This is a genomic window from Aeromonas sp. QDB25 (genome assembly GCF_027707725.1).
Lineage (GTDB): Bacteria > Pseudomonadota > Gammaproteobacteria > Enterobacterales > Aeromonadaceae > Aeromonas > Aeromonas caviae.
In genome coordinates this window covers 1-24677 of sequence record NZ_JAPCIZ010000060.1, presented here as the reverse complement: position 1 = coordinate 24677, position 24677 = coordinate 1, and the positions used below count along the sequence as shown (strand labels likewise).

Genomic DNA, 24677 nt, shown 5'->3' with positions numbered 1-24677 from the left:
AGCGCAGTGGAACCACCTGACCCCATGCCGAACTCAGAAGTGAAACGCTGTAGCGCCGATGGTAGTGTGGCATTCGCCATGCGAGAGTAGGACACTGCCAGGCACCCAATTTTAGATTACGCATTGAGCGTGGTCTTTACCGGTTAGTGTGCTGATATGGCTCAGTCGGTAGAGCGCATCCTTGGTAAGGATGAGGTCCCCAGTTCGATTCTGGGTATCAGCACCATTTTCAAGCAGTACAGCTTTTGCCTGACGGCAATAGCGCCGTGGAACCACCTGATCCCATGCCGAACTCAGAAGTGAAACGCGGTAGCGCCGATGGTAGTGTGGCATTAGCCATGCGAGAGTAGGACACTGTCAGGCACCTATTCAGAAGAGGCCTCCCATACGGGAGGCCTTTTTGCATTTCTGTCCTCCCGCCGCAATTCCCTGCTTCTATTTCAGTAAAAATGCTGGGCTATCAAGGGATTGCTCGTTACTCTTTAGCCGTTGCCCGATGAACACGTGATGCTGCCTGCGAGGTATTGATGGCTACGTTGAAGGAAATTGCACAGGAGGCGGGGGTATCGCTTGCTACCGTATCCCGTGTGCTGAACGAGGATCCCAGCCTGAGCGTCAAGGACGAGACCAGGCAGAAGATCTTCGAGATTGCAGAGCGGCTGGAGTACAAGACCAGCAGCGCCCGCAAAGGAGTGCACAAGAGCAAGCTGCAGCTCCTGGCTGTCTACGCCTATCCCCAGAGCACCGAGGTCAACGATCCCTATTACCTCGCCATCCGCTACGGCATCGAGACCCAGTGCACCCGCCTCAACATCGAGCTGGCCCACTGTTACAACGGTGCCGAGGGGCGTGAGCTCTCTGCCGTCGATGGCATCCTGGTCATCGGCCATCTGCCGGAAGAACGGCTGGCCGTGCTGCGCGGGCTGTCTGCCCAGCTGGTGTTCGTGGATTGCCGCTCTCAGGGCGATTTTGACTCGATTGATGTGGATCTGGCACTCATCAGCCAGCAGGTAGTGGACTTCTTCATCGCCGAGGGCCATCAGCGCATCGGCTATATCGGTGGCCAGGATGATGGCCCGGATCTGCGGGAACTCGCCTTTCGCGATTATGGCCAGCGGCTTGGCGTGGTACAGGAGAGCGACCTCTATCGCGGAGACTTCTCCAGCGCTTCCGGCTACAAGCTGGCGAAGGAGATGCTGGCTGGCGACTGGCCCAGGGCACTGTTTGTCGCCTCCGACTCCATCGCCATCGGCGTGCTGCGTGCCATCCACGAGAAGGGACTGGCGATTCCCCAGCAGATCGAGCTTATCAGCGTCAACGATATCCCGACCGCCAAGTTCACCTTTCCGCCGCTCTCCACGGTGCGGATCCACTCCGAGTTGATGGGCTCCCAGGGGGTCAATCTGCTGGTTGAACGGCTGCGTGACGAGCGGGACATTCCGCTGCGGGTGCTGGTACCGAGCAAATTGACTCTGCGCGGTACTACACGATAGTTTTAGTAAAATACCTCTGTTTTTAGTCGCACCACCTTGCGGTGGTGCGACATCTCTCCCAAGTAAACCGCTTTCCCATATCTTCTAATAAACTCATATCATATTGTTTTATAGTTAATTTAATTACATCATGGCCTGCTGTTATCAACATCCATGCCACTCATCTATACCTTGCCCTCCTTTGTCTCCCGCTTCTGATCTCGCTCACAAAACCATCCACTCACTGTGATCAGGTTAAAACTTTACCGATCTAAAACTGATATTTAGTAAATGTTTATCTAGAGTTTACCCAGTTAACGTTGCCTTGTTCCGGGAGGACATGTGAATAACTGGGAAAACGTCCAATTCGTTGGTGAAAACAGGCTGGCCCCGCGAGCCTACTTCTTCTCTTATGCCGACCACGGGCTGGCGGCCACCATGCAGCGTGAGCTGAGCCGCCGTTTTCTGAGCCTGAGCGGCCAGTGGCAGTTCCACTACTTCGACCACCCCCTGCAGGTGCCGGAGGCCTTCTATCACAGCCCCATGGACGAGTGGGGCCAGATCACCGTGCCCAACATGTGGCAGATGGAAGGGCATGGTCAGCTGCAGTACACCGACGAAGGTTTTCCCTTCCCCATCGATGTGCCCTTCGTGCCGACCAACAACCCCACCGGCGCCTATCAGCGCAGCTTCGTGCTGAGCCCGGCCTGGGACGGCGAGCAGGTGATCATCAAGTTTGACGGGGTGGAGACCTACTTCGAGGTCTATGTAAACGGCCACTACGTCGGCTTCAGCAAGGGGAGCCGCCTCACCGCCGAATTCGACATCAGCGCCTATGCCAAAACCGGCGAGAACCTGCTGTCGGTGCGGGTGATGCAGTGGGCGGACTCCACCTATATCGAAGATCAGGACATGTGGTGGATGGCGGGGATCTTCCGCGACGTCTACCTGGTGGGCAAACCGGCAGTCCATGTGCAGGACTTCTTTATCCAGACTGCGCTGGCCGATGACAATCAAAGCGCCACCCTGAGCTGCGATATCCAGCTGGAAAATCTTGGTGCGCCAGCCCGTGATCACCGTCTGGTCTGGTCGCTGCTGGATCAGGGCAGCGAGATCGCCAGCGGCTCCCTCGACCATCTCGCCATCGACGGCAAGTGTGATTGCCGTTTCACGCTGGATCTGGCCAACCCCCATCTGTGGAGTGCCGAAGACCCTTACCTCTACCAGCTGCAACTCTCCCTCTACAACGGTCAGGGCGAGCTGCTGGAGGTGATCCCGCAGCGGGTCGGGGTGCGTGAAATCACCGTCAAGGATGGCCTCTTCCATGTCAACGGCCACTACCTCAAGCTGCACGGGGTGAACCGCCACGACAACGACCACCTCAAGAGCCGTGCGGTCGGCATGGATCGGGTGGAGCGCGATATCGTGCTGATGAAGCAGCACAACCTCAACTCGGTGCGCACCGCCCACTACCCGAACGACCCGCGTTTCTACGAGCTGTGCGACCAGTACGGCCTGTTCGTGATGGCAGAGACCGATGTGGAGACCCACGGCTTTGCCAACGTCGGCGATCTGAGCCGCATCACCGATGACCCCTTCTGGGAGCCGGTGTTCGTGGATCGCATCGAGCGCCACGTGCACGCCCAGAAGAACCACCCCTCCATCATCATCTGGTCGCTGGGCAACGAGTCCGGCTACGGCTGCAACATCAGAGCCATGTACCAGCGCTGCAAGGCGATCGACCCGACCCGGCTGGTGCATTACGAAGAGGATCGCGATGCCGAGGTGGTGGATGTGGTGAGCACCATGTATTCCCGCGTCTCCCAGATGAACTGCTTCGGCGAGTTCCCGATGGCGAAGCCACGCATCCTCTGCGAATACGCCCACGCCATGGGCAACGGCCCGGGTGGCCTCAGCGAATACCAGCAGGTGTTTGACCGCCATCCCCACATTCAGGGTCACTACATCTGGGAGTGGTGCGATCACGGCATTCTGGATCAGGACGAGCAGGGCCGCCCCGTCTACAAGTACGGCGGCGACTACGGCGACTACCCCAACAACTACAACTTCTGCATGGATGGCCTCATCTATCCGGATCAAACCCCGGGGCCGGGCCTGCGCGAATACAAGCAGGTGATCTGCCCGGTCAAGGTGCGGGCACTGGATCTGGCGAGCGGCCGGCTTGAGCTGGAAAACCGCTACTGGTTCTCCAATCTCGACGACATCCGCCTGCTGGTCGAGGTGAAGGCGGAGGGCGAACTGCTGGCGAGCCAGCAAATTCGGCTGGAAGGGGTGGCCCCCGGTGCCATCACAGAGTTGCAACTCGAACTGCCATCCCTCGATGGGCGGGAAACCTTCGTCCAGCTGCGGGTCATCAAGATCAGTGCGACCCGTTACAGCGCGGCGGAGCACGAGCTGGGTCAGTACCAGTTCCAGCTGAAAGAGTCGACTCGTCAGTTGCAGCCCTTTGCCAATCCCAATGCCACAGCATTGCAGATTGCCGACGAGCGCCTCGCGCTGACCTTGAGCGGCAGCGGCTTCGCCCTGCGCTTCTCACGCCTCGACGGCAAGCTGGTGAGCTGGCAGCAGGATGGCAATGAGCTTATCGAGCGAGCCCCGCGCCTCACCTTCTTCAAGCCGATGATCGACAACCACAAGCAGGAGTACGAGAGCCTGTGGCACCCGAACCACCTGCAGATCATGCAGGAGCACTTCCGCACCTTAAGCTGGCGCCAGCTGGGTGAGGCGGTCGAGGTGACGGTCGAGAGTCTGATCGCGCCGCCGGTGTTCGACTTCGGCATGCGCTGCCGCTACGTCTACACCCTGAGCCCGAACGGTCAGCTGCATGTAGCGCTGTCCGGCCAGCCCTACGGCGGTTATGACGACATCATTCCCAAGATCGGCTTCGAGCTGGGCATTCGTCAGGATCTCGATCGGGTGCACTACTACGGCATGGGGCCGGGCGAAAACTATCAGGACAGCCGCCAGAGCAACTGGATCGACAGCTTCCAGAGCACAGTTAGCGAGATGTGGGAGCACTACCCCTTCCCGCAGGACAACGGCAACCGCCAGCAGGTGCGCTGGGCGACCCTGACCAACCGCCACGGCGCCGGTCTCTACGTGCGGCCCGATGCCCCCATCAACCTGAGCGTCTGGCCCTACAGCTGGGAGCATATCCACGCGGCGCAGCACATCAACGAGCTGGAACCGAGCGGTTATCTCACCCTCAATCTGGATCACAAGGTACTGGGGCTCGGCTCCAACTCCTGGGGCTCCGAGGTGCTGGACTCCTGGCGGGTGCGATTCGAGCCATTCAGCTTCGGCCTGACCCTGCTGCCCATCGCCCGTGGCAACCTCAATCCGGCTGCGCTGGCCGGGCTCGATCTCACCATCAACGGCGGGAGGAACCTCGCATGATCACCCTGGACAACCTGACCCTGTTCAAAAACATCTACCGGGAGGGCAAGAAGTGGGGCCGCTGCGTGGAGGCCATCAACAACCTGCCAAACCTCAAGCCCGGCATCTGCCACTCCATCGGTGACTCCCTCACCTACCGCTTGCAGGAGGGGGCCAGCCCGGCCACCTCCCTGTTCGAGGGGCAGCGCCGCTACTTCGACGTCCACTACTACCTGGAAGGGGAAGAGACGGTGGAGTGGGCTGCCAAGTCGGATCTGCGGGTCGAGCAGGGCTATGACGACACCACAGACCGCGAGTGGCTGGCAGGTGAGGTGCGTGAGCGCCAGCAGGTCGGCAACGGTCAGGTGGTGATCTTCGAGAACGACGAGGCTTACCGGTTCGTCGGCGACAGCCCGGTGCGCAAGGTGATCATCAAGGTCACCGTCGAAGGCGGCTACTTCAAAAACAAATAACAAGCCGCCGGTTCTGCACTGACAAAGCCGGAAGGGCGGGGCTCACCCTACAAATCATGCCCCGCTCTTTCGCGAGATAACTACAGGTCTGGAGATGCACCATGTCTGATTCCAAACGCAATACGATAGGCAAGTTTGGTCTGCTGTCGCTCACCTTCGCGGCGGTATTCAGCTTCAACAACGTCATCAACAACAACATCGAGATCGGTCTGGCCTCGGCCCCGATGTTCTTTCTGGCTACCATTTTTTACTTCATTCCGTTCTGCCTGATCATTGCGGAATTTGTGTCACTGAATAAGAACTCCGAAGCAGGCGTCTATGCCTGGGTGAAGAGCTCCCTCGGCGGGCGCTGGGCCTTCATCTCCGCCTACACCTACTGGTTCGTGAACCTCTTCTTCTTCACCTCGCTGCTGCCGCGGGTCATCGCCTACGCCTCCTATGCCTTCCTCGGCTACGAGTACATTCTCACTCCAGTGGCGACCACGGCATTGAGCATGGTGCTGTTTGCCTTTGCCACTTACGTTTCCACCAACGGCGCCAAGATGCTGGGCCCCATCACCTCGGTGACCTCGTCCCTGATGCTGCTGCTGACCCTCTCCTACATTCTGCTGGCAGGTGCGGCACTGGTGGGCGGCGTACAACCAGCCGACCCCATCACGGTAGAGGCCATGGTCCCCGATTTCAGCTGGGCGTTTCTGGGCATCACCACCTGGATCTTTATGGCAGCCGGTGGCGCCGAGTCAGTGGCGGTCTACGTCAATGACGTGAAAGGGGGCTCCAAATCCTTCGTGAAGGTGATCATCGTCGCCGGGATCTTTATCGGCGTGCTCTACTCCATTGCATCGCTGTTGATCAACGTCTTCGTCCACAGCGACACCCTGAAATACACCGGCGGCTCGGTGCAGGTGTTTGAAGGGCTGGCTGCCTTCTTCGGTTTGCCGGAGATCCTGATGAACCGCTTCGTGGGTCTGGTCTCCTTCACCGCCATGTTCGGCTCCCTGCTGATGTGGACCGCGACCCCGGTGAAGATCTTCTTCTCCGAGATCCCGGCCGGTATCTTCGGCAAGAAAACCGTCGAGCTGAACGAAAACGGCGTGCCCGCCCGTGCAGCCTGGATCCAGTACCTCATCGTGCTGCCGCTGATGGTGATCCCGACCCTGGTCTCCAACACCGCCCAGGATCTGATGAACACCGTCATCAACATGACCGCCGCCGCCTCCATGCTGCCGCCGCTGTTCATCATGCTGGCCTACCTCAATCTGCGCCTGAAGCTCGACCACCTGCCGCGGGAGTTCAAGATGGGTTCGCGCACCACTGGCATCGCCGTGGTGTCGGTGCTGATCGTCCTCTTCTCGGTGGGCTTCCTCGCCTCCACCTTCCCGACCGGCGCCGACATCATGACCATCATCTTCTACAACGTCGGCGGGATCGTGATTTTCCTCGGCTTCGCCTGGTGGAAATACAACCGATACGAGGCCTCCCTCAGCGCCGAGGCACGCGCCAAAGAGGCTCAGCCGGCGGCGCAGGTTGCCATGCAGACGCCATAGCCACTGTATTGAATCCCAATCAAACCGGGTGGCCGTTAGCCACCCGCAAACCGTTGAACCAGAAAAGGAAAAGAGCATGAGCGAGACGATCGAGTTTGCCGAATTCAAACGGGTCGAGATGAAGGTGGGCAAGGTGCTGGAGGTGGTGCGTCACCCCGGGGCCGACAAACTCTATATCGTCCAGATCGACGTGGGGGGCGAGCGGCCGCTGCAGACCGTCACCAGTCTGGTGCCTTACTACAGCGAAGAGGAACTGATGGGCAGCGAAGTGGTGGTGCTGACCAACTTGAAACCCACCAGGATGCGCGGCGAGCGATCCGAGTGCATGTTGCTCTGCGCCGAGACCCCGGACGAGAGCCAGAGCGTGCTGCTGCAACCGCGGGTGCCGATGGCGCCGGGCACTCCGATCGTCTGACCGGTATTGCGAGCCGGTGCGGGAGACGGCACCGGTTCACCAAGAAGGCCGTCCACGCGGCCCGCTCATAACAAGAGAGTAAAGGGCAGGGTCGACAGACCCTTGCCAAACACATCACAGAGTCACAGCGCTCCCCGCAGGGAGCGCGAGTCCACTGGAGGACACCATGTCTGAATCCGTACGCGGCACCATAGGCAAGTTTGCCCTGTTGTCGATGACCTTTGCCGCCGTGTTCAACGTGCGCAACATCGTCAACAACAACATCGAGCTGGGGCTCAGCTCCGCCCCGATCTTCCTGCTGGCGACCCTCGTCTACTTCATTCCGTTCGTTTTCATCATCGCCGAGTTCGTTTCGGCCAACAAAAACTCCGAGTCGGGGATGTACGACTGGCTGAAAAAACCGCTCGGCACCCGGATGGCCTATCTGGGCTCGTTTCTCTACTGGTTCGTGAACCTGTTCTGGTTCGTCTCCCTGCTGCCCAACGTCATCGCCTACGCCTCCTACGCCATGCTGGGCTATGAGTACAGCTTCTCGCCCATGGTCACCTCAGTCATCTCCATCGTGCTGTTTGCAGCGGCGACCCACATCTCCACCAAGGGGGCGAGCTGGCTCGGCAAGATTGCCGAGATCGTGGCCTACGGGGTGTTTGCCCTGTTCGCCATCTATGTGCTGGGCGCCTTCATGGCGCTGAGTGGCGATCATGTACCGGCCCAGCCCATCACGCTGGAAGCCATGACTCCCACCGTCAACTGGGCGACCCTCGGCATCATGTGCTGGATCTTCCAGGCGGCGGGCGGTGCCGAGACGGCGGCGGCCTACCTCAATGACGTCAAGGGCGGCCAGAAGTCCTTCATCAAGGTGATCATCAGCGCGGGTATCGTCATCGGTGCCATGTATGCGGTCGGTTCCCTCTTGGTGAACGTGTTCGTGCCGCGTGACAGCCTCACCTATGCTGGCGGCATGGTGGAGATCTTCACCGGCATGGCCCAGTACTTCGGGCTCTCCGAGGCGCTGGTAGGCCGTTTCGTCGGCGTGGTGCTGTTCATCGCCATGTTCGGCTCCATGATGATGTGGACCTCGGCGCCGGTGAAGATCCACTTCTCCGAGATCCCGCAGGGGGTTTACGGCGAGAAGACCACCCAGCTCAACGAGCACGGGGTGCCGGTGCGCGCCGCCTGGTGGCAGTTTGTCTTCGTGTTCGCGATGCTGGTGGTCAACGGGTTCGGCTCCGAGTCGGTGCAGCAGATGATGAACACCGCCATCAACCTCACCGCCGGGACTGCCATGTTGCCGCCGATCTTCATCATGGTGGCCTACTTCGTGTTCCGCTGGAAACATGACGACACCCCCCGCGACTTCCGCATGGGGTCGCGCACCTTCGGGATGGGCGTGGTGTCTGTATTGATCGCCATCTTCGTGGTGAGCATGAGCGCCTCCGCCTTCCCGACCGGGGTGGATCTGGTGCGCGCCTTCTTCATCAACGTCTTCATGACCGCGGTCTTCTCGGCGCTGGCCTACTGGTGGATCTCCCGCTTCGAGAAGCGCCAAGCCTGCAAGCTCGGCGGCAATGAGAAGAAAACCGGCAACGGCACCCTGGCCAGCCAGCGCTGATCGGCTGAGTGAAAACACGAAACGGGCGGCCTTGGTCGCCCGTTTTTTGTTGGCCGGATCCGGGGTCAGAGGGGCAAAATCGTTTAGTTTTGCTGTGAGAATGCGCGTTATCGTTTAACAAAATGAAACAAATGAAGCTGCCGCTCAACTTTGCACCACAGGGTGTTCGGGGTAAGCTTGTCCCTTCGTATCCGGGGTCGCCGCCTGATGACGCCTTCCCCGTGCCCTGTCGTCCCCATCCCGTGCGGGACGCGCTTTTTCTGGAGACTCTCCGTGCGTCTGGATCCTTTTACCTCTGTGCTGATTGCCGTGGTGGCCCTGGCCTCCTTCTTCCCCTGTGAGGGGCAGGTGGCCGTCTGGTTCGGTCTGCTGACCAAGCTGGCGGTGGCGCTCTTGTTCTTCATGCATGGTGCCAAGCTGTCGCGCCAGAACCTGCTGGCGGGCCTGGGCCACTGGCGGTTGCACCTGGTGGTGATGGCGAGCACCTTCGTGCTGTTTCCGCTGCTGGGGCTCTTGCTCACGCCCCTGGTGCCCCACTGGCTGAGCCCGGCCATCTACCTCGGTTTCCTCTACCTCTGTGCCCTACCTGCCACCGTGCAGTCAGCCATCGCCTTCACCTCCATGGCGGGGGGCAATGTGTCGGCGGCGGTGTGCAGCGCCTCGGCCTCCAGCATCCTCGGCATCTTCCTCTCGCCGGTGCTGGTGGGGCTGATGATCAATGTGCAGGGGGAGGGGGTCGATACCTGGCACTCCATTCAGGCCATCATGGTGCAGCTGATGCTGCCCTTCGTGGTGGGCCACCTGTCACGCCCCCTCATCGGTCGCTGGGTTGACAGCCACCGGCCACTCATCGGCAAGCTGGACCAGAGCTCCATCCTGCTGGTGGTCTATGTGGCCTTCAGCGAGGCGGTGGTGCAGGGGATCTGGCACCAGGTCGGCTGGTACGATCTCGCCAGTATCGTGCTGCTGAGCTGCGTGCTGCTGGCGCTGGTGCTGGGGTGGAACGTCTGGATCAGCCGTCGCCTCGGTTTCAACAGGGCGGACGAGATCACCATCGTCTTCTGCGGCTCCAAGAAGAGCCTGGCCAACGGGGTGCCCATGGCCAACGTCATGTTCCCCGCCGCCAGCGTCGGTGTCATGGTGCTGCCGCTGATGATCTTCCACCAGATCCAGCTGATGGTGTGCGCCGTGCTGGCCCGCCGCTACCGCGAGCAGGAGGCGGTGCCCCAGGTTCAGGAGGGGTAAGCGGTCCGGATAAAGAAGAGGGAGGCCATGGGCCTCCCTCTTTCGTTTGCCGCGTCGTCAGCGTTTGCGCCAGACGGTGAGCTGGGCCACCGTGTGCTGGTACTTGCGGGCGGTCTCGCGGATGACGAAGGGGACGTCCCTCGGGGGCATGTGCTCCTCGAACTCCTCCGCCAGCAGCCGTTGCAGCGCCTGATAGGTGCCGAGGGCCTCGCCGTTTTCCCGGATGCCGCCGAGCCAGTTGGCCTTGGGGGTGTAGTCGGTCAGCCAGGTGTAGGGGCTGGTGAGCACCAGCAGGCCGCCGCTGCGAAGGCGCGGGGCGATGTCCCGCAGGAAGCGGGCGGGCTCCCGCAGCCGGTCGATGAGGTTGGAGGCGAGCACCAGGTCGTAGTCGCCGTACCTGGGCTTGAGGTTGCAGGCATCCCCCTGGCTGAAGTGGACCCGCTCGCTCTGCTCGCGACCGAGCTCGTGGCGGGAGAGGCGCGCCTCGCAATATTCCACCAGATCCCCTTCCACCGGCACCGCATAGCGGAAGCTGTCCTGTCTTGCCAGGGTCAGGGCCACGTCGATGAAGCGGGCCGAGTAGTCCACCCCGTCCACGTGGGCGAAGCGGCGAGCCAGTTCGAAGCTGGCCCGGCCGGTGGCGCAGCCGATGTCGAGCGCCCGCTCATGGCGGGTGCAGAGCTCGCTGGCAAGACCGGCCAGAGCCTCGGCGTAGTTGGCGACCCCGAAGTGGCTCGGGCCGTACTGGAAGTCGAGATACTGGGCGACGAGGGTGTCGGTTTCATAAGGGTTCACGATGACGGGCTCCTGATGGCGTGAGACCAGGTAGCGGAAGCCCGCGTGCTGGAAGAAGTGGCGACGGAAGGCGTAGCGGGAGGACTTGAGCGCCTCGTTGCCGGTGCTGATCCAGCTCCCGCCCTTGATGAGGGTGTGCTTGCCGTCGAAGGTGGGGGTGGAGAAGTCGTCGTAGAGGGGGTGCACCTTGAACCCCTCGAAGCCGTCGATGGCGGTGCTGGTCCACTGCCAGACGTTGCCCACCAGATCGAAGAAGCTGCCCTGGGGGCAGGCATCCACCGGGCAGGAGGAGGCGAAGCGGGCCAGGTTGATGTTGCCGGGGGCCTCCATCCAGTCCGGCTGATCGCCGGCCAGTTGCTCCCGCAGCAGCATCCACTCCCCCTCGCTTGGCAACTGGACGGGCAGGCCGGTCTGATCCGCCTTCCAGCGGCAGAAGGCGGCGGCCTCCAGCTGGTTCACCTCCACCGGCCAGTCCCAGGGCATGGGGACCTGCTCGGTCATCAGCCGCAGTTGCAACTGCTCGGGTTCATTGGGATCGCCGACCCAGAAGGTGGGCATGCGGGCGTTGGCATACTGGCGCCAGCCCCGGCCCTCGTCGTCCCACCAGGCGGGCGCTTCATATCCGCCCGCCTGCACGAAGGCCAGGTACTCGGCGTTGCTCACCAGCATGCGGCTGGCCTGGAAGGGGGCCAGCTCGATGTGGCGCTCGCCGTATTCGTTGTCCCAGCCGTAGGTGGCATCCTGCTTGCCGAGTCGCACCTGGCCGCCGGCCACCGGCAGCAGGGTGTTGACGGGGACGGCGGCGAGATCGTGGCGCGCCTCGGGGCAGACCGGCCATTGGGGCTGGCTGCGCACCCAGGCCAGGGGCAGCTGGCGGATCAGCACGCTGGAGGTCTCGAGGTGGATGCGCTCGTGCTCTATGCCCATCAGGATGACCCAGGCCGGGCTCTGCCAATGGATGGGCAGCTCGATCGGCATTCGCTCGATGAACTCACACACCAGGGCGCGCACCCGGCCGCGGTAGTCACGCAGCTCGGCCACAGTGGGCCAGTCGTAGTGGGTTTCGTCCAGATCGTCCCAGCTCATCTCGTCCACCCCGATGGCGACCAGGGCCTCGATGCGGGGGTCGAGCCGACTCTCGATGAGACGGGCCGCCAGCAGCTTGTTGACGAAGAAGGCGGCGGTATGGCCGTAGTAGAAGATGAGCGGGTGGCGCAGGGGGATCGCCTTGTTGAACCAGGCCCGCTCGTCGGCCAGGCAGTCGAACAGCGAGTCGTAGAGATCGAAGGTCTGGTAGAAGTAGGCGAGAAGCTCGCGGCGCTTGTGGTCGGGATCGTCGCCGGTCAGCAGCGGGGTGCGGGTGGGGGCAGGCAGGCCCGGATGAACGAATGAGTGGCTGGCTTGGGTCACGCTCTGACTCCTTGTTGATTCTGGCGGGTGAAGCAGCGATGGAGTGCTCTATACGCACCAGGTATCACTATTGGCTCAACGAACCGGGGCGGCAACCAAAAAAATGGGTCAACGCCCTCCTTCGGGTGTGGTCAGATTGACCAGATTGTGGTCTGAATGACTCTTTGTTGTGTGCCCTTCGAGCCTCGAAATATTGAAATGGATAGATAAATCATGATGTTAACCATATGGCACAGGGTTTGCTGATTGCCACTCACCTGCCGCGCCGTGCGGCAAAGAGGAAACGAGGAGTAGCGGGATGAAATGGATGCTGGGAGTGGTGCTGGCCCTGGGACTGACCGGATGCAACTGGCAGGATGACGTCAAGGTGCGCGGGGAGGGGGCCGTGGTGGAGCAGCAGCATCCCCTGGGGCATGAGGTGACCCGGGTGCTGGCGGGCGTGCCCGCCAACCTGTACCTGGTGGCGGGAGAGAGTCACACCCTCAGGGTCAAGGGGGAGGCCAACCTGCTGCCCTATCTGGTGCTCACCGAGCAGGGGGAGAAGCTGGAGATCGAGGTCAAGGATGGCTACCGGCTCGACCCCACCCAGCCGCTGGAGATCACCATCACCCTGCCGACGCTGCACGAGTTGGCACTGGCGGGGGTTGGCAACGGCGCCTTGCGCGACTTCAAGGGGGATGATCTGGTGCTCTCCCTGGCGGGCACGGGGGACATCGTCGCCAGCGGGCTGACGCTGGATCGGCTGGAGGGCAACATCGCCGGGCTGGGCAACCTGGATCTGGGGCAGGGCTCCGCCCGGGTGATGGCGCTGAACATCGCCGGCGCCGGTGGCGTCAAGGGGGCCGGGCTCGCCAGCGAGGAGGTCGAGGTGAGCATCGCCGGCAGTGGCGAGGTCGAGGTGCGGGCCCGGTCGCGGCTCAAGATAGAGATCGCCGGTGCCGGTGCGGTCAACTACTGGGGCAGCCCAGCGCTGACCAGCGAGATCGCGGGCTCGGGTCAGGTGAGCCGGTTGGGGAGCTGATCCCATCACCGCAACAATGAAAAAGGCCCCTCGGGGCCTTTTTTGCAGGATGCGACACTGTGGGACGACACCTCACTCGAGGGGAAGTGCGAGGCCCAGATCGGCGTTCAGGCGCATCAGCAGCCACTGCATGCCGGCGAGGTGCTGGTGGTCATGGCTGACGAGCAGGCGCACCAGACCGTCCAGGGTCACCTCCCCATAGCCGCCATAGCGGGCGCGGCGCTGCCAGGCGTCGGACGGCACCGTCTTCAGCCATTCGACGGTCTGCAGGCGGGCGGTGCGAAACCGGTCGAGCTGCGTGGCGGTATCCTGCCGGGGGTAATCATGGTCCAGCGCCAGCTGATAGCCGTCGAGGGAGGCGAGCTCCGGCAGGCTTTCCGCCAGGGTGCGACGAAACCGCACCTGATAGCCCAGCACTTCGATGTCCAGCAGGTGGCAGAGGTGCCCCCTGGCACTGAAACGCTCGGAGGGGATCCCGGCCCAGTTGGCGGGTTCCCAGTCCAGACGGTCGGTGGGGACCTGTGCCAGCAGCCGCTCGAACTGGTCCGGCATGGCCAGCAATGTGGTGAAGAGAGGCATCCTTGTCTCCTGTTTCCGGGTGAATGGCCGTCCGCTGACGGGGCGGCCACGAGCGGGTCAGCCTCAGGCCGGTTCGCCCAGGTGGTTGGCGTGAAAGCGCAGGTGCGCCTCGATGAAGCTCGCCACGAAGTAATAGCTGTGGTCGTAGCCGGCATGGCGGTTGAGCGTCAGGGGCCACGCCCGGGTGGCGGCCACTTCGGCCAGGGTGTCGATGCCGAGCTGCTCCGCCAGGAAGGGGTCGTCCAGCCCCACGTCCACCAGGGTCGGCAGGGGCGGGCTGTCGTGGTGGCGCAGCAGCTGGCAGGTATCCCACTCCTGCCACAGCAGGGGGTTGTTGCCGAGGTAGGCGCCGAGGGCCTTCTGGCCCCAGGGGCAGCGGCTCGGGTGGCTGATGGGGCTGAAGGCCGACACCGAGCGGTAGCGACCCGGCTCGCGCAGGGCGGCGACGAGGGCGCCGTGGCCCCCCATGGAGTGGCCGCTGATGGCGCGCTTCGTCGAGACCGGGAAGTGGGTCTCGATGAGCTCGGGCAGCTCCCGGGTGACGTAATCGTACATCTGGTAGTGATCCCGCCAGGGGGTCTGGGTGGCGTTGACGTAGAAACCCGCCCCCATGCCGAGGTCATAGCCGGGATCGTCCGCCACCCCTTCACCGCGGGGGCTGGTGTCCGGCGTCACCAGAGCGATGCCGAGCTCGGCGGCGATGCGCTGGGCCCCGGCTTTTTGCATGAAGTTCTCGTCGGTGCAGGTGAGACCGGAGAGCCAGTAGAGCACCGGGACTTTCTGGCCGGTGAGGGCCTGGGGCGGCAGGTAGATGGCGAAGCGCATCTCGCACCCCAGCACATTGGAGCGGTGGCGATACTGCTTGTGCCAGCCGCCGAAGCTCTTGTTGCTGCTGATGATGTCCAGATTCATGTAAGGACTCCTTGCCCCGCCCATGCATCGATGGGCGGGACGCTCATGGGATCAGTAGTGGATGACGGTGCGGATGCTCTTGCCTTCGTGCATCAGATCGAACGCCTCGTTGATCTGCTCGAGGGGCATGGTGTGGGTGATGAAGTCGTCCAGCTTGAACTCACCCTGCATGTAGCGCTGTACGTAGCTCGGCAGCTCGCTGCGACCGCGCACGCCCCCGAAGGCGCTGCCGCGCCACACCCGGCCGGTGACCAGCTGGAACGGACGGGTGCTGATCTCCTGGCCCGCACCGGCCACGCCGATGATGACGGATTCGCCCCAGCCCTTGTGGCAGCACTCCAGCGCCGCGCGCATCACCTTGACGTTGCCGATGCACTCGAAGGAGAAGTCGACGCCGCCGTCGGTCATCTCGACGATCACCTCCTGGATGGGCTTGTCGAACGTGTTCGGGTTGATGCAGTCGGTGGCGCCCAGCTTGCGGGCCAGCTCGAACTTGCTCTCGTTGATGTCGATGGCGATGATGCGGCCGGCCTTGGCCAGGCGCGCGCCTATGATGGCGGAGAGGCCGATGCCCCCCAGCCCGAAGATGGCGACGCTCTCACCCTCTTTCACCTTGGCGGTGTTCATCACGGCGCCGATGCCGGTGGTGACGCCGCAGCCGAGCAGGCAGACCTCTTCCAGCGGGGCGGCCGGATCCACCTTGGCGATGGAGATCTCCGGCAGCACCGTGTATTCGCTGAAGGTGGAGGTGCCCATGTAGTGGTAGATGGGCTGGCCGTCCTTGGAGAAGCGGGTGGTGCCGTCCGGCATCAGCCCCTTGCCCTGGGTGGCGCGGATCTTCTGGCACAGGTTGGTCTTGCCGGATTTGCAGAACTTGCACTCGCCGCACTCGGGGGTGTAGAGCGGGATCACGTGATCGCCGACCTTGACGCTGGTGACACCCTCGCCGACGGACTCGACGATACCGCCCCCTTCATGGCCCAGGATGCAGGGGAAGACCCCTTCCGGATCTTCACCGGAGAGGGTGAAGGCATCGGTGTGGCAGACGCCGGTCGCGACGATGCGCACCCGCACCTCGCCGGCCTGGGGCGGCATGACCTCGACCTCTTCGATGGAGAGGGGCTGACCCGGTCCCCAGGCGATGGCGGCTTTACACTTGATGCTCTGAACCTGTGCCATGAATGACGTCCTCGTAGTGGTTGGATGAACGGAAATGAGTTCGGAGATCCAGTGTAGTTTCCCGCCGATTTGGTGATAATAACGCTAAGTATCAAATCACTTTTACACACAGGTAATAATGTTCGGCTGGGAAGGGGTCTGTGAATTTGTCAGCGTGGCGGAGCAGGGGGGCTTTACCCCGGCCGCACGCAAGCTCGGGGTGTCGGTGGCCCAGGTGAGCCGCCAGGTAGCGCAGCTCGAAGACAGGCTGCAGGCCAAGCTGCTGCTGCGCACCACCCGCCAGGTGCGTCTCACCGAACTCGGGGAGATCTATTTTCGCCACTGCCGCCAGTTGCTGGACAACCTCTACGAGGCGGAGCTGGCGGTGGGACGCCATCAGGCGGTGCCCCAGGGCTCCTTGCGCATCACGGCCCCGGTCTCCTACGGCGAGAGCCGCATCGCCCCCCTGGTGAACGACTTCATGGTGCGCTTCCCCCAGCTGGAGGTGACCCTCAACCTCACCAACCAGTTGCTGGATCTGGTGCACGAGGGGTTCGATCTGGCGATCCGCCTCGGCCACCTCAAGGATTCGACCCTGGTGGCCCGCAAGCTGGCGCAGCGGGTACCCTATGTGTGCGCCTCCCCCGCCTACACCGCCCGCCACGGCATGCCCAACAGTCTCTCGGAGCTGGCCCGTCACACCTGCCTGGTGGGCAACGGGGACGAGTGGCACTTCACCCTGAACGGTAAACCCCACAGCGTGCGGGTACGCGGTCTGCTTCAGTGCAACAGCGGCCACGCCCTGCTGGATGCGGCCATCAAGGGGATCGGCATCATCCAGTTGCCGGACTACTACGTGAGCGACCACCTCGCCCGGGGGGAGCTCATCGAGCTGCTGCCGGAGCTGCGGGCCCCCGAGGAGGGGATCTGGGCCCTCTATCCCCACAACCGCCACCTCTCCCCCAAGGTGCGGTTGCTGGTGGACTATCTGGCCGAGCGCCTCAGCGATCCCCACCAACCCGCCCTGGTACGGCCCATCGGTTGAGCCGTCGCCCGAAAAAGAAAAGGCCCGCATGTGCGGGCCTTTTGCATGGCATGAAGGGCGGGGCTATTCCCGCTCCTTGACGTAGGGGGTGCCGAGGGCCTTGGGAGCCACCGCCTTGCCGATGAAACCGGCCAGCAGGAAGACCGTCAGGATGTAGGGCAGCGCCTCGATGGCCTGCACCGGGATCGGGAAATCGCCGATGCTGACCCCTTGCAGCCGGATGGCGACCGCGTCGAGGAAGCCGAACAGCAGACAGGCCGCCATGGCGTTCCAGGGGCGCCACTTGCCGAACACCAGGGCCGCCAGCGCCATGAAGCCCTTGCCCGCGCTCATGTTGGGGATGAACTGGGCAGTCTGGGCCACCGCCAGATAGGTGCCCCCGATCCCCGCCAGCAGGCCGCCGATGATGAGGGCGGTGTAACGCATGCGCACCACGGAGATGCCTGCGGTGTCGACCGCCGCCGGGGCTTCGCCCACCGCCCGCAGCCGCAGGCCGAAGCGGGTGCGGAACAGCACCCACCAGGCCAGGGGCACGGCGGCGAAGGCCACGTACTCCAGCAGGGAGTGACCGCTCAAGAGCTCGCTGTAGAGCTGGCCGATGACGGGCACGTCATAGAGCTCCTTGGCATAGGGCAGGTCGATGGGGGCGAAGCGGGCCGCACCGGAGAGCGCCGGGGTCTGGCCCCCCTGATCGAACCAGTAGCGCCCCAGGGTTACGGTGAGGCCGGCCGCCAGGATGTTGATGGCCATGCCGCTCACCACCTGATCACCCCGGTGGGTGATGGTGGCGAAGCCGTGCAGCAGGGCGAACAGGATGGAGATCCCCACCCCGACCCCCAGCCCAATCCAGGCGGAACCGGTGACGGCGGCGGCCGCCGCACTGGCGAAGGCGGAGGCCAGCAGCTTGCCCTCCAGGGCGATGTTGACCACCCCGGAGCGTTCACAAAACATCCCGGCCATGGCGGCAAGAATGAGCGGCGGTGCGGTGCGGATGGTGGCATCCAGCATCAGGATCAGCATTTCGAACATGATCAGGCTCCTTTCACTTGGGCGGCCGGGCGGTTGGCAAAGGCCAGATAGGCCTGCTCGATGCGCGGGCGCAGCATGTGTTCCAGGGCGCCGCAGAACAGGATCACCAGACCCTGCAGCACCACGACGATGTTGCGGTCCACCCCGAACTCGAAGCTGAGCTCGGCGCCGCCCTGGTAGAGGAAGCCGAACAGCAGGCTGGCGATGATGACGCCGACCGGGTGGTTGCGACCCATCAGGGCCACCGCGATGCCGGTGAAGCCGAAGCCTTCCACGAAGTTGAGCTTGATCTGGTGCAGCTCACCCTGCAGCACGTTGAGGGCGAAGAAGCCCGCCAGCATGCCGGAGATCACCATGGCCAGGATCACCACCTTGGGGTAGGAGATGCCCGCATAGGCGGAGGCACTCTGGCTTGCGCCCACGGAGCGGATCTCGTAGCCCCAGCGGGTATGCCAGATGAAGACCCACACCAGGGCCGCACAGATCAGCGCCCAGAAGAAGCTGATATTGAGCGGGCTGTTCGGCACCGTCACGCCGACCGCCGCCAGCAGCTCGCTCATCTTCGGCAGCCAGCTCGCCACGGCGAACACCTTGCTCTCGGTGGCCATGGATCCTGGCGGCTTGAAGACGTCGACCAAGAGGTAGGCCATCAGGGAGGCGGCGATGAAGTTGAACATGATGGTGGTGATGACGATGTGGCTGCCCCGCTTGGCTTGCAGCCAGGCCGGGATGAAGGCCCAGGCCGCGCCGAACAGGCCGCCGGCGATGATGGCGAGCGGCAGCAGCAGGGCGAACGGCAGCACGTCCCCGAGCAGCAGACAGACCAGACCGACCCCGAGGCCGCCGATATAGGCCTGCCCCTCACCGCCGATGTTGAACAGGCCGGCGTGGAAGGCCACCGCCACCGCCAGACCGGTGAAGATGAAACCGGTGGCGTAGTAGAGGGTGAAGCCTATCCCCTCGCCGGTGCCGAAGGCGCCGTACCACATGATTTCGGCTGCCTCGATGGGGCTGATGTCGAGGTAATAGAACAGGATGGCCGACACCAGAAAGGCCAGCAGGATATTGACTGCGGGCAGCACGCCCACGGATATCCAGGCAGGAACACGTGCTTGGCTCATGAATGGGCCTCCTTGATATCGTCGGGGACTGGTGTGTTGACCATCATCAGGCCGAATCCGTTACAAGTGGTTGTGACCTTCATGATGTGGCTCCTTGTGATTGGCTTGCCGCCACGTCGTCAGGCACTATGTTCGCCATCATCAGGCCGATGGTGCGTTCATCCGCCCTGGCGCCGTCCAGCTCGCCGACGATGCGGCCATCGGCGATGACCAGAATGCGGTCGGAGAGGCTCATGATCTCGTCCAGCTCCACCGACACCAGCAGCACCGCCTTGCCCTTGTCGCGCATGGCGATGATCTGCTGGTGGATGTACTCGATGGCGCCGATGTCGACGCCCCGGGTCGGCTGGCCGACCAGCAGCACATCCGGGTCCTGCTCCACTTCCCGGGCGATCACCAGCTTCTGCTGGTTGCCGCCGGAGAAGTTGGCGGTCTTGTGCTCCGGGCTCGGCGGGCGCACGTCCCACTTGTCCATCTTGGCCTGGCAATCCTGGCGGATCGCCTCCTTGTCCTGCAGCCAGCCCTTGTTGTACTGGGCACGGCGGTGATAGCCGAGGATGAAGGCCTCTTTCGCCTCGAAGCGGTTGATGAGCCCCATCTTGTGCCTGTCTTCCGGGATGTGGCCGAGGCCGAAGTTGCGCACCTGCTCCGGGTCGGCTGGGTGGCTCTGGCTCACCTCGTGGCGCTGCGCCCCAGCGATGGTGAAGCCGCCCTTGCTGGGCTTGAGGATGCCGCCGAGCATGCTGAGCAGCTCGGACTGGCCGTTGCCGGAGACCCCGGCGATGCCGACCACTTCCCCCGCCCGCACCTCGAAGCTGACGGATTTGACCCGTTCCACCCCGGCGTCATCGACGTAAGAGAGGCCCTCGACCTTGAGCTTGGCCTCGCCCGGCTGGGCGGTGCCCTTGTCGACCTTGAGGCGCACCTTGCGGCCCACCATCAGCTCGGCGAGCTGCTCCTTGTCGGTGTCTTTGGTGGCGACATGGGCCACCATCTCCCCTCGGCGCATGATGGAGACCTGATCCGTGATGGCCAGGATCTCCCGCAGCTTGTGGGTGATGAGGATGACGGTCGCCCCCTGATCCCGCAGCTTTTTCAGCACCTCGAACAGGTGATCCGCCTCTTGCGGGGTCAGCACCCCGGTGGGCTCGTCGAGGATCAGGATGCGGGCACCGCGATAGAGCGCCTTGAGGATCTCGACCCGCTGTTGCAGGCCCACCGGCAGATCCTCGACCTTCTCGTGCAGCGGCACCTCGAGACCATAGTCCCGTGCCAGCTCGCCCAGCAGCTTCTCGGCGGCCGCCAGGCTCTTGCCCAGGCGCCAGCCGTTCTCGGCGCCGAGGATGACGTTTTCCAATACGGTAAAGTTGTTCACCAGCATGAAGTGCTGGTGCACCATGCCCACCCCGGCGGCAATCGCATCTTGGGAGCCATGGGGTTTGAACGGATTCCCGTCGATCAGCATCTCGCCTTTGTCGGCGTGGTAGAAACCGTAAATGATGCTCATTAGGGTCGACTTGCCGGCGCCATTTTCGCCGACGATGCCGTGAATGCTGCCTTTACGAACCTGAAGGTCGATCTGCTTGTTGGCGTACACGTCGCCGAACCGCTTATCGATACCCCTTAATTCGATGGCATAGCGATCTGTCTGGTCCATGATGCAGTCCTTGCGGGTCATGAAGTAGAGACTAAAAACCGGCCCGTACGGGCCGGTCTGGATTGAGAGTCGTAGCAGAGACTCAGTACTTGCAGGATCAGTACTTACAGGAGTTGTCGCTCATGTAGTCGTGCACCTTGATCTTGCCGGCGATGATGTCGGCCTTGATGCTCTCGACCTTGGCTTTCATTTCCGGGGTGATCAGCTTGGCGTTGTTCTCGTCCAGCGCCCAGTCAACCCCGCCTTCGGCCAGACCCAGGGACTGGATGCCCGGCTTCCAGCTGCCCTTGGCGGCGTCATCCCAGCTCTTGTACGCGGCCAGACCCACGGACTTGACCATGGAGGTCAGCATGGTGCCCGGTTGCAGGTGGTTCTGGTTGGAATCCACACCGATGGCCAGCTTGCCTTCGTCCTTGGCAGCCTGATAGACACCGATACCGGTGCCACCGGCAGCGGCATAGACCACATCGGCGCCCTTGGCGAACTGGGACTTGGCCAGTTCTGCACCCTTGGCCGGGTCGGCGAAGGCTGCCGGGGTGGAGCCGGTCATGTTCTGATAGACGTCGATCTTCGGATTGATGTACTTGGCGCCCTGCTCATAGCCGCACTGGAACTTGCGGATCAGCGGGATGTCCATGCCGCCCACGAAGCCGACCTTGCCGGTCTTGGAGGCGATGGCCGCCAGGGCACCCACCAGGAAGGAACCTTCATGCTCCTTGAAGATGAGGGACTGGACGTTCGGCTTGTCGACCACCATGTCGATGATGGTGAACTGGGTGTTCGGGAACTCGGTGGCAACCTTCTCTACCGCGGAACCCATGTTGAAGCCGACGGCGACGATGGGGCCGTTGCCACGGCTGGCCAGACGACGCAGGCCCTGCTCGCGCTGGGCTTCGTTCTGAGGTTCGAACTCCTTGACCTTGACGCCTTTGTCCTTGTTGTAGACTTCGACGCCGTTGCGGAACACGGCTTCGTTGAAGGACTTGTCGAATTTGCCTGCGGTGTCATAGATGACGGCGGGCTCGGAGGCTGCCTGGGCGGACAGGGCAGCGAGGGTGAGGGCGGCCACGGTGGCCAGCTTGAGCACTTTAGTCACGATCGTATCCTTGATTGTTATGTGAGGGTCCACAACCTGTCTTGGCAGGTCATAAAGCACGCTGGCTAACTGTAAGTGAGCCAGCCCGTTGGTCAAGGGGATCATAGAGGAAAAACGTTTGCGTTAACGGTTTGAAATATAAGCAAATTGCCTTACAAGTGTTTGTTTTATGGTGTTTTTGCAGAATTAAATTCCGTGATTAATAGGGCTCGATCGACATTTGTGTTTGGATTCATGATGTTAGGCGCAACCGTTTTCCTCCCCTGATGAAAAAACTGGCTTCCATCGGCACCAGCCCTGCGGCCTCATCGACGCCACGTTGGCGGGCGGGCTGGCCCCCGGCTGCTCACGGCTTGGTCTCTGGCGGCTCAGGCCGTATAATCCCCGCCTGTATAAATAAACAGGAGTGGTGATGGACGTTTCAACCCTGCTCGACGGGCTCAATGACAAGCAAAGAGACGCGGTGGCGGCCCCCCGTTGCAACCTGCTGGTGCTGGCCGGTGCCGGTTCGGGCAAGACCCGGGTGCTGGTGCACCGTATCGCCTGGCTGATGCAGGTGGAACGCTGTTCACCCTTCTCCATCATCGCCGTGACCTTTACCAACAAGGCGGCGGCCGAGATGCGCGGCCGGGTCGAGAAGGTGATCGGTGACGGCGTGCGCGGCATGTGGATTGGCACCTTCCACGGCATCGCCCACCGCCTGCTGCGGGCCCACCATCTGGATGCGGGGCTGCCGCAGGATTTCCAGATCCTCGACTCCGACGACCAGTACCGCCTCATTCGCCGGGTGCTCAAGGCGCTCAATCTGGACGAGAAGCACTGGGCCCCGCGCGCCGTGATGGGCTACATCAACGGCAAGAAGGACGAGGGGCTGCGCCCCGGCGACATCGATCTCTACGGCGACCCCGTCACCCGCACCTATCAGCAGATCTACAAGACCTACCAGGAGACCTGCGATCGCTCCGGGCTGGTGGACTTTGCCGAGCTCCTGCTGCGCGCCCACGAGCTGTGGCTGAACAAGCCGCATATCCTCGAGCACTATCGCGACCGCTTCCAGAACATCCTGGTGGACGAGTTCCAGGATACCAACGGCATCCAGTACGCCTGGCTGCGGATGCTGGCGGGCGACACCGGCAAGGTGATGATCGTCGGCGACGATGACCAGTCCATCTACGGCTGGCGCGGCGCCAAGATTGAGAACATCCAGCGTTTCCTGACCGACTATGAGGGGGCGCAGACCATTCGCCTCGAGCAGAACTACCGCTCCACCGCCAACATCCTCAAAGCCGCCAACAGCGTCATCGCCAACAATGCGGAGCGCCTTGGCAAGGAGCTGTGGACCGAAGGGGCCGAGGGCGAGCCGATCTCCCTTTACGCCGCCTTCAACGAGGTGGACGAGGCCCGCTTCGTGGTCGGCCGCCTCAAGGATTGGAAAGAGAAGGGGGGTCTGCTCGCCGACTGCGCCATCCTCTATCGCTCAAACGCCCAGTCGCGGGTGCTGGAAGAGGCGCTGATGCAGGACGCCATGCCGTACCGCATCTACGGCGGCCTGCGCTTCTTCGAGCGCCAGGAAATCAAAGACGCCATGGCCTACCTGCGCCTTATCAACAACCGTGGCGACGACGCCAGCTTCGAGCGGGTGGTCAATACCCCGACCCGGGGCATCGGCGATCGCACCCTGGAGATCTTGCGTAACAACGCTCGCGATCAGGGGCAGAACCTGTGGCAGTCCGCCAAGGCACTGCTGAACGACAAGGTGCTGACCGGCCGTGCCGGCAACGCGGTGCGCGGCTTTGTGGATCTCATCGACGCGCTGGAGAGCCAAGTCTCCCTGCTGCCCCTGCACCAGCAGGCGGATATCGCCATCCAGCACTCCGGCCTCAAGGCCATGTATCTGGCGGAGAAGGGCGAGAAGTCCCAGGCGCGGGTAGAGAACCTGGACGAACTGGTCACCGCCTGCCGCCAGTACCAGCGGCCGGACGAGCTGGAAGACATGAGCGATCTCTCCGCCTTCCTCGCCCACGCGGCGCTGGAGTCCGGCGAGAATCAGGCGGACGAATATGCCGATGCGGTGCAGCTGATGACATTGCACAGCGCCAAGGGCTTGGAGTTCCCGCTGGTGCTGCTGGTCGGCGTCGAAGAGGGCATGTTCCCCAGCCAGCAATCCACCGAGGAGTCGGGCCGGCTGGAAGAGGAGCGCCGCCTCTGTTACGTCGGCATGACCCGCGCCATGGAGAAGCTCTACATCTGTTATGCCGAGAGCCGCCGCATCTACGGCCGCGAGATGTTCCACAAGCCGAGCCGCTTTATCCGCGAAATGCCCGCCGAGTGTCTGGAAGAGATCCGGCTGCGCACTCAGGTCAGCCGCCCCACCCAGTACGGTCGCTTTAGCCAGAACGAGGTGCAGCAGAGCTTCGACGCAAGCGGCATCAAGCTCGGCCAGCGGGTGCTCCATCCGAAATTCGGCGAAGGAATCGTGCTCAACTTCGAAGGGGTCGGCCAGCAGAGCCGGGTGCAGATCCAGTTCGACGACGTCGGCGCCAAGTGGCTGGTGACGGCGTATGCCAGATTGGAAGCGCTTTGATTTGTACAGATCTAGTTATCACCTGACACCGGCCTCAAACCGGTGTCTTGTTTACGCTACTTTAGTGCGCACTTCCTTCGGTATCAATTTCAGACCCTTCTTGAACATGC

18 protein-coding genes, 1 tRNA gene and 2 rRNA genes are annotated in these 24677 nt (G+C 62.7%); 13 read left to right on the top strand and 8 right to left on the bottom strand.

Annotated features, from left to right (window positions below; all coding sequences use genetic code 11):
* The 10 genes from rrf (PG883_RS17480) to PG883_RS17435 all read left to right on the top strand — a co-directional run.
* Window positions 1-103: ribosomal RNA gene (gene rrf, locus PG883_RS17480) — 5S ribosomal RNA — on the top strand; the annotation flags it as partial.
* 47 nt (window positions 104-150) lie between these two features.
* Window positions 151-226 (top strand) — tRNA-Thr (locus PG883_RS17475).
* Between the two features lie 22 nt (window positions 227-248).
* Window positions 249-363: ribosomal RNA gene (rrf, locus tag PG883_RS17470) — 5S ribosomal RNA — on the top strand.
* 164 nt (window positions 364-527) lie between these two features.
* Window positions 528-1493, top strand: a complete 966-nt coding sequence (gene ebgR, locus PG883_RS17465; RefSeq protein ID WP_041214116.1) for a transcriptional regulator EbgR — start codon at window positions 528-530, stop codon at window positions 1491-1493.
* Window positions 1494-1814: 321 nt separating this feature from the next.
* Window positions 1815-4889 (top strand): beta-galactosidase subunit alpha, encoded by a 3075-nt coding sequence (gene ebgA, locus PG883_RS17460; RefSeq protein WP_270807437.1) that lies wholly within the window; start codon window positions 1815-1817, stop codon window positions 4887-4889.
* A complete protein-coding gene (locus PG883_RS17455; RefSeq protein WP_270807436.1) occupies window positions 4886-5341 on the top strand; it encodes a beta-galactosidase subunit beta in 456 nt (151 codons plus the stop codon). Before ebgA ends, PG883_RS17455 begins: the two co-directional genes overlap by 4 nt.
* A 101-nt stretch (window positions 5342-5442) precedes the next feature.
* Entirely contained in the window at window positions 5443-6888 is a 1446-nt protein-coding gene (locus PG883_RS17450; protein WP_270807435.1) for an amino acid permease, read from the top strand.
* Between the two features lie 76 nt (window positions 6889-6964).
* Window positions 6965-7303 carry a tRNA-binding protein gene (locus tag PG883_RS17445; RefSeq protein ID WP_026080427.1) on the top strand — a complete coding sequence of 113 codons (339 nt, stop codon included), beginning with the start codon at window positions 6965-6967 and terminating at the stop codon, window positions 7301-7303.
* Between the two features lie 166 nt (window positions 7304-7469).
* Window positions 7470-8915, top strand: a complete 1446-nt coding sequence (locus PG883_RS17440) for an amino acid permease (RefSeq protein ID WP_270807434.1) — start codon at window positions 7470-7472, stop codon at window positions 8913-8915.
* A 273-nt stretch (window positions 8916-9188) separates the two neighbouring features.
* A complete protein-coding gene (locus PG883_RS17435; protein ID WP_270807433.1) occupies window positions 9189-10160 on the top strand; it encodes a bile acid:sodium symporter family protein in 972 nt (323 codons plus the stop codon).
* Between the two features lie 57 nt (window positions 10161-10217).
* On the opposite strand, the gene ovoA is transcribed toward PG883_RS17435, so the two are convergent.
* Entirely contained in the window at window positions 10218-12365 is a 2148-nt protein-coding gene (gene ovoA / locus PG883_RS17430; RefSeq protein ID WP_270807432.1) for a 5-histidylcysteine sulfoxide synthase, read from the bottom strand.
* Between the two features lie 298 nt (window positions 12366-12663).
* Here ovoA and PG883_RS17425 point away from each other — a divergent pair, with 298 nt between their 5' ends.
* Window positions 12664-13386: a GIN domain-containing protein gene (locus PG883_RS17425; RefSeq protein ID WP_270807431.1), complete on the top strand. Its 723-nt coding sequence runs from the start codon at window positions 12664-12666 to the stop codon at window positions 13384-13386.
* A 72-nt stretch (window positions 13387-13458) separates the two neighbouring features.
* Here PG883_RS17425 and PG883_RS17420 read toward each other — a convergent pair whose 3' ends face one another.
* The 3 genes from PG883_RS17420 to PG883_RS17410 form a co-directional block, all read right to left on the bottom strand.
* A complete protein-coding gene (locus tag PG883_RS17420; protein ID WP_010672467.1) occupies window positions 13459-13965 on the bottom strand; it encodes a DinB family protein in 507 nt (168 codons plus the stop codon).
* A gap of 63 nt (window positions 13966-14028) precedes the next feature.
* Window positions 14029-14877 carry an S-formylglutathione hydrolase gene (gene fghA, locus PG883_RS17415; RefSeq protein WP_270807430.1) on the bottom strand — a complete coding sequence of 283 codons (849 nt, stop codon included), beginning with the start codon at window positions 14875-14877 and terminating at the stop codon, window positions 14029-14031.
* A 51-nt stretch (window positions 14878-14928) separates the two neighbouring features.
* Complete coding sequence (locus tag PG883_RS17410) at window positions 14929-16056, bottom strand: S-(hydroxymethyl)glutathione dehydrogenase/class III alcohol dehydrogenase (RefSeq protein WP_010672469.1); 1128 nt, start codon at window positions 16054-16056, stop codon at window positions 14929-14931.
* Between the two features lie 118 nt (window positions 16057-16174).
* Here PG883_RS17410 and PG883_RS17405 point away from each other — a divergent pair, with 118 nt between their 5' ends.
* Window positions 16175-17080, top strand: a complete 906-nt coding sequence (locus PG883_RS17405; protein WP_039039541.1) for a LysR substrate-binding domain-containing protein — start codon at window positions 16175-16177, stop codon at window positions 17078-17080.
* A gap of 63 nt (window positions 17081-17143) precedes the next feature.
* On the opposite strand, the gene PG883_RS17400 is transcribed toward PG883_RS17405, so the two are convergent.
* The 4 genes from PG883_RS17400 to PG883_RS17385 all read right to left on the bottom strand — a co-directional run bounded on the left by PG883_RS17400 (window position 17144) and on the right by PG883_RS17385 (window position 21983).
* Window positions 17144-18109 (bottom strand): ABC transporter permease, encoded by a 966-nt coding sequence (locus PG883_RS17400; protein WP_010672471.1) that lies wholly within the window; start codon window positions 18107-18109, stop codon window positions 17144-17146.
* 2 nt (window positions 18110-18111) lie between these two features.
* Window positions 18112-19230 (bottom strand): ABC transporter permease, encoded by a 1119-nt coding sequence (locus PG883_RS17395; protein WP_039039540.1) that lies wholly within the window; start codon window positions 19228-19230, stop codon window positions 18112-18114.
* A gap of 79 nt (window positions 19231-19309) precedes the next feature.
* A complete protein-coding gene (locus PG883_RS17390; protein WP_041212351.1) occupies window positions 19310-20887 on the bottom strand; it encodes an ABC transporter ATP-binding protein in 1578 nt (525 codons plus the stop codon).
* A 97-nt stretch (window positions 20888-20984) separates the two neighbouring features.
* Complete coding sequence (locus PG883_RS17385) at window positions 20985-21983, bottom strand: BMP family lipoprotein (protein WP_041212138.1); 999 nt, start codon at window positions 21981-21983, stop codon at window positions 20985-20987.
* A gap of 412 nt (window positions 21984-22395) precedes the next feature.
* Between PG883_RS17385 and uvrD the strand changes: the two genes are divergently transcribed.
* Window positions 22396-24567: a DNA helicase II gene (gene uvrD / locus PG883_RS17380; RefSeq protein ID WP_200163848.1), complete on the top strand. Its 2172-nt coding sequence runs from the start codon at window positions 22396-22398 to the stop codon at window positions 24565-24567.
* The last annotated feature ends 110 nt before the right edge of the window (window positions 24568-24677 follow it).